An 8,006-nucleotide genomic window follows, 5' to 3' on the forward strand; every position below is an offset into this window, starting at 1 on the left:
AAGTAGGGACGTCTAATAGCAAGATAGAACTAGATCTATAAACGACATTGGTAGGCGATAGAAATCGCCAGAAAGGATAGGGTAAAAATAATAGTCGTATCTTTGATCATGATGGTTATGAGTGCTTTTGTTATGTGTGTTTTTAAGTTAAATGTAGCTTTATTCCATAAGATTTACGGGAGCATCACAAAATAAAATAAATAGAATCAAAAAAACGCCAGTCGTATTAACCACTGGCGTTTAAGAATCATTATCTATCTATCTAACTTAGTTACGCATACATTGGAACAAGTACCATAGTTCCTACAATGACAGTGATTAAGCCACAAATAACAGGCACAGAAGTACGTTTCACAACTTCAAAGGGACTGATTTTAGCCATACCAGATGTCGCAACGATAACACCAGACACTGGAGAAATTGTGCGGCCTAGGTTAGAGGCTTGAAGCATTGGAATGATAAGGAACGCAGGACTAAGCCCCATTTTGCCCGCCAATTGTGGTGCTAATTCTACGAATGCATAGAAAGGCGCGTTACCAGAACCTGTTGCAATTGCTGCTGCTACGGTTAAGCCAGTTAGAAGTAGCATTAATGCAATACCACCCGCCCCCGCAGAGTCTGCAAGATGAAGTAGGTTATCAATCGCACCAACAGACATTAGGCCTTGCGCAAATACACCCGCAGCAACCAATAGCATTACTACGCCTTTAAAGGCATCAGCCATACCTGCATAACAAGATTCTAAATCTTCTAGCGTTGCTCTGCCGTCTAGTTTATTAGTAATAAAGTTAATGACAGCACCAATAAAGATGGAAGCAACAACAATAGTATAAATATCTAAAGACAAGCCTGGGATAGTTTCGCCATTGAAGACAAAGACACCAACGATTGGTAAGAAAGGTAAAATCGCATAGTAAGAAGGTGCGTTAACTTCCATTGCTGAAATATCAACTTTTTCCATTGGCGTATTTTCTTTCTTATCTAGGTATTTATTCCAGAAGAAAGCCGCTGCTGCCATAACAATAATGGCACAGATAGAAACAGGTAATACCGTCTCAACCGCGAACGTATGTAGAGGAAGACCTGATTTTTCTGCAGCAACGATAACGTCACCAGAAGTTGGCGAAAGAATGATGGCTGCTGGAGATGCACAAACGGCAACAGCTGCAGGGCGAGAGATACCCATTGCTGTCATCATTGGGAAAAGTGTCGCCATTAACAGTACACCAAGACCTGTTGCAGAACTTACCGCAAGTGACATTAAACACGCCACGATATAAGCCGCTACAAGTAAAACATAAGGTGATTTAATAAAAGCTAATGGTTTAGAGAATTGTTTTACAACCACATTGTTTGCACCAATGTGAGTCATGTAAGAAGCAAAACCACAAAGTAGCATGATTTGCATACCTAGGCCGCCCCCACGATATTGCAGCATGTATTTTACGTATTCTAGTGCATCTGTTAATAAATTACCTGTAGCAGTAACTTTTGCAGGTAAAACGGTATGCCCTAATAAGCCTGCAATAATAAGTAATGCTAAACCAGCAGTTAGTAGTACCCCTGCCGCCTTATATCCTTTTACGATAAAGTAACCGACCAATACGGTGATCACAAAACCAATCATTAACTCCAACATGGAATTTTCCCCTTAAGATTTAAAAATACAAAAAAACGTGTAACTTTTACACATATTCTTACACATTTCGTAATAGAAACTTACCTAATTTTCACCTGTAGCACATCTGCTACTTAACCTCATCATGATCTAAAACAAATAAAAAACAGTTGTGTTAATAAAACGATGCATGACTGTTATTCTTGTTGTTGTGAAAGGATAATAAGTTGAAACGTGTTACCTATAATTTTGAGAACTCAATAGGAGTTGATTGTTTTTTAATCGTCACTAGACGAAGTGAAATTAGGGTTTATACTAGCGTCATTCTAATTAGGTGGCGTAGTTATGTTTTTTCAAACCTTACAATATATTCTTATTCCTGCACTCTTAGGTGCACAAATATTATTAACGATCATTCTGCATAAAGGGGATATTTGCCCAGGTCAACGTGGCCGTATTCATAAATGGCTACCAGTATTGATCTTAGGTTGGTGTGTCATTGCTGGTATCGGTATGACTTATGCTTCTATTTTTGCAATTAATTTTGTACCTGCGATTGCCATTGCTGGTTTTTATCTGAGTGTAAAAACAGGAAAAACTCGTGATAAAGGGCCATTAATTGTGATGGCATTAGCGAATGGTTTTGCTGCGGCAAGCTTTGTTAATTTAGCCTTGGGTTCAGGTTCATTTACCCAGTTATTTTTTGCAATGACAGGTCCGTTCTTATTTGGAGCATTGTTAACCCATTTACTATTAACGTTGGCACGAACTCGTTTACAAACATTCCATAAACTATTACCAATTTGTGGTGTGGTAAGTGGAATAATTATGTCGGTTATTTTGTTATGTCAAACGTTAAGTATTCATGAGATATTTTTGGATCGAATGGCTGTTAAGCTCGGTATTGCATTAAGTTTGATGTTAGTAAGTATTGGTTTTTGGATCTTTCACTTATTTAAACAGCAAGCCGTGAAATGGCCAAATCTAGCAATAGCAAGCGTAATTATGGCTATTTCTGGTTATTATCAATTTCAGTTGTTTTTTGTGATCTAGGGCACGCATTACTTTTAAAAACTGATCTAATCTTGATGTGTCTCTTAAGCAACATGGAGGGTGAAGATTGGATTTAAGTAATGCTCACGGACTAGAAAGTGGAATTCTACTCGGCATCATTAATGAAAAATTGCGATTGGAATGTCACAGTCTAGAAGAATTGTCCAGCGTGTATGAGCTTGATACACAAGGAGTTCAAGACAAGCTCAGTGGCTTGGGTTATCAATATGACCCATTAACGAATCAATTTAAAAATAAATAAGTTTTAAATTAACGCAATAGAAAATACCTCTATTTAAGTCATTTTAATTCCATCTAAATGACTCTGACTCTGCTGTTTCGCAGTAGAGAAAAATGCTTGTACATATCTTTTATCATGTTCGCTGTCCCTAACGGCAGCGAACAATCTTCGCCATAATCCTTTCCCTAATGGTTTACTTTCAATTAATCCTTGTCTTGAAAATTCACTGATTGCCCAATTAGGTAATGCTGCAACACCTAAACCTGCCGACACCATTTGTATCAACATTAATGTATTTTCTGCTTGCTTCCATTTGGCTGGCTCAACATGACTTGGCGATAGAAAATGCTTTACAACATCTAAACGCTGTTTTTGGACGGGATAAGTTAGCATGGTTTGATCGAGCAAATCTTCGGGATCTATGTATTCTTTATCCGCGAGAGGGTGGTTTGTTGCCATGACAAGACGCATTTCAAAATCAAACAATGGTTCGTAATGTATCTCACCACGGGGTTGAATGTCAGAGGTGATCACTAAATCTAGATCACCATTTACTAATGCAGGTAAAGGCTCAAAACCAAAGCCTGATGAAAAATCCAATTCAACTTCAGGCCAAACAACTTGATATTCTTTAATCGCAGGCATTAACCATTGAAAGCAAGAGTGGCATTCAATCGCCATGTGTAGTCGACCATGTAAATCTTCTTTTAGGCTAGCAATATCATATTCAGCTCTGGCCATTTTCGGCAAAACCTCATCTGCTAGTTTTAATAAGATCTCACCTTCTGAGGTGAATTTTACCGGGCGTGTTTTACGTAAAAAAACATGGTTCCCAAGGCGTGCTTCAAAATCCTTCAGTTGGTGAGAAAGGGCCGACTGGGTTAAATGGAGCGCATTCGCCGTTGCGGTTAATGAGCCAGTGTCACGTAATGTAGTTAAGGTTTTTAGGTGTTTTAATTCAATCATTACTGTACCTCAAGTTCCGTTTGAGTAAGCTTAGTAACCTTCACAGTAAAGTGAAAACAGTAGAAAGTAAACATCTAGACGGCTAAATGAAATTAATACATTTAAATTAAGCGAACACTTAGTTGAAATAAATTCATAATCAAAATGAAGAATTCGACGTTGTAGACAGTTAGAAAAAAGGTCATTATTTAGCCATCCAAACGGCTAAAGGAATTAGACAAATGACAACAAAATTAAACAATACAGTAGGAAAAACAGTTACTCATATTTTAGGCTACCCACGAGTAGGTGCTCAACGAGAGTTAAAATTTGCACAAGAAAAATATTGGCGTGGCGAGATAGAGCAAAAAGAATTATTAGCCGTTGGCAGTGAATTACGCCAACGTCATTGGAAAGATCAAACCACATCTGGCCTTGATTTCGTTACTGCGGGTGATTTTGCTTGGTACGATCATGTATTAACGACAAGTCTTCTATTAGGTCATGTACCAGCTCGTCACAATAACGGTTTTCCTGATTTAGATACCTTATTTAAAGTGGGTCGTGGTCAATCTCAAAACAGCTGTGGTTGTGGTGAAGCGGCATCAGACATGACTAAGTGGTTTAATACTAATTATCACTATATCGTGCCGGAATTTTCTAAAGACGATAAATTTAACGTTAGTTGGTCGCAGCTATTTGATGAAATAACAGGAGCGCAAAAGCAGGGGCATATTGTTAAACCGGTACTTCTTGGTCCATTAAGTTATTTGTGGCTAGGTAAAGAAGTGAATGATGAAGAAGTAGCGCAAGGGTTTGATCGTTTAGCGCTTCTTCCTCGCTTACTTACTGCTTATCAGACCATTTTTTCGAAGTTATCTGCGCTTGGTGTTGAATGGGTGCAAATTGATGAGCCAATTCTAGCGCTTGAACTACCAAAGGCATGGGCAAATTCATTCAAATTGGCTTATCAAGTAATCCAAAGTGATGTGAAGTTACTATTAACAACGTATTTTGATGGCGTCGAACATCATTTAGATAAGATCACCGAATTAGCGGTAAATGGTTTACATATTGATATATCAGCAGACCCTAAACAATTAGATACGATTGTCGATGGATTACCAAAAGAGTGGGTATTGTCTGTTGGTGCAATTAATGGCCGTAATGTATGGCGTGCAGATTTAGAGCGTTTGCATGAAAGATTGCAACCTGTGAAAGCTAAATTGGGTGATAAGTTGTGGATTGCAAGCTCATGTTCATTACTGCATAGCCCAGTAGATTTAGAGCAAGAAACCGAATTATCACAAGAAACGACTCAATGGTTTGCCTTTGCAAAACAAAAACTAAAAGAGGTGACTTTGTTAGCGGGCGCTTTAGATGGTAATCAAAATGCAATCTTAGCGTGTCATCAATACAGTCAACCACTGCGTGAGCGTGAAACGGCAGATCACATTAATAAGCCTGCGGTACAGCAACGTTTAGCGGCGATTACTCCTGCGTTAGCTGAGCGAGCAGATGTGTATTCAGTTCGAGCACAGCACCAAGCTGAAAAGTTAGGTTTACCATTACTGCCAACAACGACGATTGGTTCATTTCCACAAACCTCAGATATTCGTCAACAGCGCAGCGCGTATCGTGCTGGTAAATTGAATGAACAAGATTATGTGGCGGCAATGAAAGGTCATATTGCTGATGCGGTAGAGCGTCAAGAACGTTTAGATTTGGATGTATTAGTGCATGGTGAAGCAGAACGTAATGACATGGTTGAATACTTTGCGGAGAATCTAAATGGTTTTCAAGCAACACGATTTGGTTGGGTTCAAAGCTATGGCTCTCGTTGTGTTAAACCCGCTATCGTGGTGGCAGATATTGAGCGTGAAGCACCAATTACAGTCAATTGGACTCAGTACGCACAGTCCCTAACAACCAAACAAATGAAAGGCATGCTAACAGGCCCAGTAACGATTCTTGGTTGGACGTTCCCACGTGAAGATATTACGCGTAAAGAGATCGCACAGCAGCTAGCTCTGGTATTACGTGATGAGGTTTCTGATCTTCAGCAAGCGGGCATTAATATAATTCAAATTGATGAGCCTGCAATTCGTGAAGGCTTACCAATTAAAAAGAGCGATCAAAAAGCGTATTTAGAGTGGGCAGTAGAAGCGTTTAAGATCTCAGCAGCAAGTGCGAAATCAGAAACTCAAATTCATACTCACATGTGTTACAGCGAGTTCAATGAGATTATCGAATCAGTGGCGGCGTTAGATGCAGATGTGATCACCATTGAAACCTCTCGTTCAAACATGGAATTATTGAAAGCATTTGAAGACTTTAATTATCCAAATGAGATTGGACCGGGTGTTTATGATATTCACTCGCCAAATATTCCAAATGAAGAGTGGATTGTTGATTTAATTGAAACCGCAGCAGCAAAAGTGCCTGTTGAGCGTTTATGGGTGAACCCAGATTGTGGTTTGAAAACCCGTAATTGGGAAGAAACAGAAGCAGCGCTTGAAAACATGGTAAAAGCGGCGAAAACACTGCGTAAGAAGTGGCAAGTTAACGCAGCTTAGATAAGAATAACTAATATTACTGGTTAATAACGTTGATTTACGTGGAACCAAATAAAAGCGAAACGCCTTCATTTAGGGTTTCGCTTTTTTATTTTACAGTTTAATTTAATAAGTTTCTTTTTTAACGAGTTGTGACCCATAACGCATGAATCATTCCTGGTACCCAGAAGAAAATAGTTAATACGATATTAATTAAAAGATCTTTTCCTACCCCTTTAGCAAAGAAAACACCTAGCGGTGGAAGTAATACGCATAAAATAATTAAAACAAGTTTGTTCATAAAACGCCTCTATAGATTAAGTCATTATGATTAACAAAATGAGTAAGTTGGATAACATAGTAATAATACGTGAGCTTCTTTTGTTCAAGTCGTAGAGTGATAATTTGCGTTTTTTATTCGGTTTTGAAAAATAATAGCGTTAATATTTTTAATTATAGAACTACAATATCGCTCGCAAGTTTTTAATTATGCTTTACTAAAAATAACTTAAGCTCATAGTGACGTTGTTAAAAATAGTGATTAGCTATTTATATTAATCATGAATGCTATAAAATAGTTGTAAATAAATTATTTATGGCAATGTTTACTCTTCCTATGAAAAAAGTTCTAGTTATCTCTCACTCCCAAAGTGGTCAGCTTGCAAAATTTGTTGAGTTAGCAACTGCGCCGTTACGTCAAAGTGACGAAGTGAAAATTGATTATCATTGCGTAGAGCCCGTCAATAAATACCCATATCCTTGGTCATTTTATCCTTTCTTTGATGCTTTTCCTGAAGCGATTTATATGAATGGTTGCGAGGTAAAGCCTGCGGAGAATTTAGAGGATGAGTACGACTTAATTATCTTAGGTTATACCGTTTGGTTTTTATCACCTTCAATTCCAATGACTGGATTTCTTCAGACAGAACAAGCGAAGTCATTGATTAACGGTAAGCCTGTTATTACCTTTATCGCGTGTCGTGATATGTGGGTAATGGCTCAAGAGAAAATGAAAACTGTCATTGCAGACGTAGGTGGAACCTTGATTGATAATGCGGTCTTAACCGATCAAGGGGGGGCTATTTATGCGTTTATTACCACACCTCGTTGGTTGTTAACCGGCAAAAAAGATCCATTTTGGATATTCCCAGCCGCTGGCGTTTCTGAAAAAGATTTGCAAGAGAGTGAGCGTTTTGGCCACCGTTTGGTATCGGCACTAAAACAAGATTTAGAAAAGAAAAAAGCACCATTACTTAAAAACTTGAATGCTGTAACCGTCAATGGAAAACTGATCGGTTCTGAAAAAATCGCCACACGCTCGTTTATGGTATGGGGAAAGCTAATTCAAAAATCAGGTAAGCCTGGTTCTTTTCCTCGTAAAATAGTGATTACTATATATGCCGTATTTTTGGCGCTAATGGTATTAACTTTGGTACCGATAAACTTATTAGTGAAGAAACTTATTTCACCTTTTAGAAAGAAAGCCGTAGAAGAAAGCATTACCTATTACGAAAAACCGTCAGGACGTTAGAATGAATAAAAAAGTATATATCAATGATATTCAGGCTTTTTTGCCTAATGATGCCGTTGGTAA

At 38.2% G+C, this 8,006-nt stretch carries 7 protein-coding genes; 4 read left to right on the plus strand and 3 right to left on the minus strand.

Going from position 1 to position 8,006, the window contains the following annotated elements; all coding sequences use genetic code 11:
* Nucleotides 1–271 precede the first annotated feature (271 nt).
* Nucleotides 272–1,639 carry an anaerobic C4-dicarboxylate transporter DcuC gene (gene dcuC, locus PVK62_RS16700; protein WP_274443904.1) on the minus strand — a complete coding sequence of 456 codons (1,368 nt, stop codon included), beginning with the start codon at nt 1,637–1,639 and terminating at the stop codon, nt 272–274.
* Between the two features lie 324 nt (nt 1,640–1,963).
* On the opposite strand from dcuC, the gene PVK62_RS16705 reads away from it, so the two are divergent.
* Nucleotides 1,964–2,671, plus strand: coding sequence for a hypothetical protein (locus PVK62_RS16705; RefSeq protein WP_274443903.1), 708 nt, complete (start codon nt 1,964–1,966; stop codon nt 2,669–2,671).
* Nucleotides 2,672–2,738: 67 nt separating this feature from the next.
* Entirely contained in the window at nt 2,739–2,933 is a 195-nt protein-coding gene (locus tag PVK62_RS16710; RefSeq protein ID WP_274443902.1) for a DUF4250 domain-containing protein, read from the plus strand.
* A gap of 33 nt (nt 2,934–2,966) precedes the next feature.
* Here the strand turns inward: PVK62_RS16710 and PVK62_RS16715 are convergent, their stop codons facing one another.
* A complete protein-coding gene (locus PVK62_RS16715; protein WP_274443901.1) occupies nt 2,967–3,878 on the minus strand; it encodes a LysR substrate-binding domain-containing protein in 912 nt (303 codons plus the stop codon).
* A gap of 221 nt (nt 3,879–4,099) precedes the next feature.
* On the opposite strand from PVK62_RS16715, the gene metE reads away from it, so the two are divergent.
* Nucleotides 4,100–6,433: a 5-methyltetrahydropteroyltriglutamate--homocysteine S-methyltransferase gene (gene metE / locus PVK62_RS16720; RefSeq protein WP_274443899.1), complete on the plus strand. Its 2,334-nt coding sequence runs from the start codon at nt 4,100–4,102 to the stop codon at nt 6,431–6,433.
* A 121-nt stretch (nt 6,434–6,554) separates the two neighbouring features.
* On the opposite strand, the gene PVK62_RS16725 is transcribed toward metE, so the two are convergent.
* Nucleotides 6,555–6,713: a YqaE/Pmp3 family membrane protein gene (locus PVK62_RS16725; RefSeq protein WP_274443898.1), complete on the minus strand. Its 159-nt coding sequence runs from the start codon at nt 6,711–6,713 to the stop codon at nt 6,555–6,557.
* A 315-nt stretch (nt 6,714–7,028) separates the two neighbouring features.
* Between PVK62_RS16725 and PVK62_RS16730 the strand changes: the two genes are divergently transcribed.
* Nucleotides 7,029–7,943: a dialkylrecorsinol condensing enzyme gene (locus PVK62_RS16730; RefSeq protein ID WP_274443897.1), complete on the plus strand. Its 915-nt coding sequence runs from the start codon at nt 7,029–7,031 to the stop codon at nt 7,941–7,943.
* The last annotated feature ends 63 nt before the right edge of the window (nt 7,944–8,006 follow it).

It is taken from the genome of Aliivibrio sp. S3MY1, from assembly GCF_028765575.1.
Lineage (GTDB): Bacteria > Pseudomonadota > Gammaproteobacteria > Enterobacterales > Vibrionaceae > Aliivibrio.

Excerpts from the sequence above, each read along its gene's own strand:
- dcuC (WP_274443904.1), bottom strand. The coding sequence starts at position 1,639 with ATGTTGGAGTTAATGATTGGTTTTGTGATCACCGTATTGGTCGGTTAC.
- PVK62_RS16705 (WP_274443903.1), top strand. The coding sequence starts at position 1,964 with ATGTTTTTTCAAACCTTACAATATATTCTTATTCCTGCACTCTTAGGT.
- PVK62_RS16715 (WP_274443901.1), bottom strand. The coding sequence starts at position 3,878 with ATGATTGAATTAAAACACCTAAAAACCTTAACTACATTACGTGACACT.
- metE (WP_274443899.1), top strand. The coding sequence starts at position 4,100 with ATGACAACAAAATTAAACAATACAGTAGGAAAAACAGTTACTCATATT.
- PVK62_RS16725 (WP_274443898.1), bottom strand. The coding sequence starts at position 6,713 with ATGAACAAACTTGTTTTAATTATTTTATGCGTATTACTTCCACCGCTA.
- PVK62_RS16730 (WP_274443897.1), top strand. The coding sequence starts at position 7,029 with ATGAAAAAAGTTCTAGTTATCTCTCACTCCCAAAGTGGTCAGCTTGCA.